This is a genomic window from Alkalihalophilus lindianensis (assembly GCF_032843265.1).
Lineage (GTDB): Bacteria > Bacillota > Bacilli > Bacillales > Bacillaceae_D > Alkalihalophilus > Alkalihalophilus lindianensis.
Window position 1 is genome coordinate 1 of record NZ_JAWJBA010000218.1, and the last position, 278, is coordinate 278.

General features: G+C 39.6%; 1 protein-coding gene. It reads right to left on the minus strand.

Annotated elements, in window-relative coordinates; translation table 11 throughout:
• A partial coding sequence (locus tag RYX56_RS22005; protein ID WP_317124069.1) for a deoxynucleoside kinase occupies positions 1 to 278 on the minus strand: 278 nt, incomplete at both ends.

Here is a 278-nt window from a genome sequence, read left to right on the forward strand (position 1 = left end):
TCAATCATGAAAACGTCACTAGCGTTATAATGATTCATGACCCATTCATCGTAACCCTTCCACACCTCAAAATAATATTCCTTTAGCTCAGGATTGATTTCAAAGCTGCGGCCGCGGGCCATAATCCGATCAATGACCGTATCGAATGATCCTTTTAGGTAAACCATCAAATCCGGTGCTTTTTTCGGAAGCTGGTCTAATTCTTCCAACATATTATCAACAAGTTCCTCGTAAATCTTGAATTCAAGATCAGATATTCTGCCTAGGTTCTTATTGAC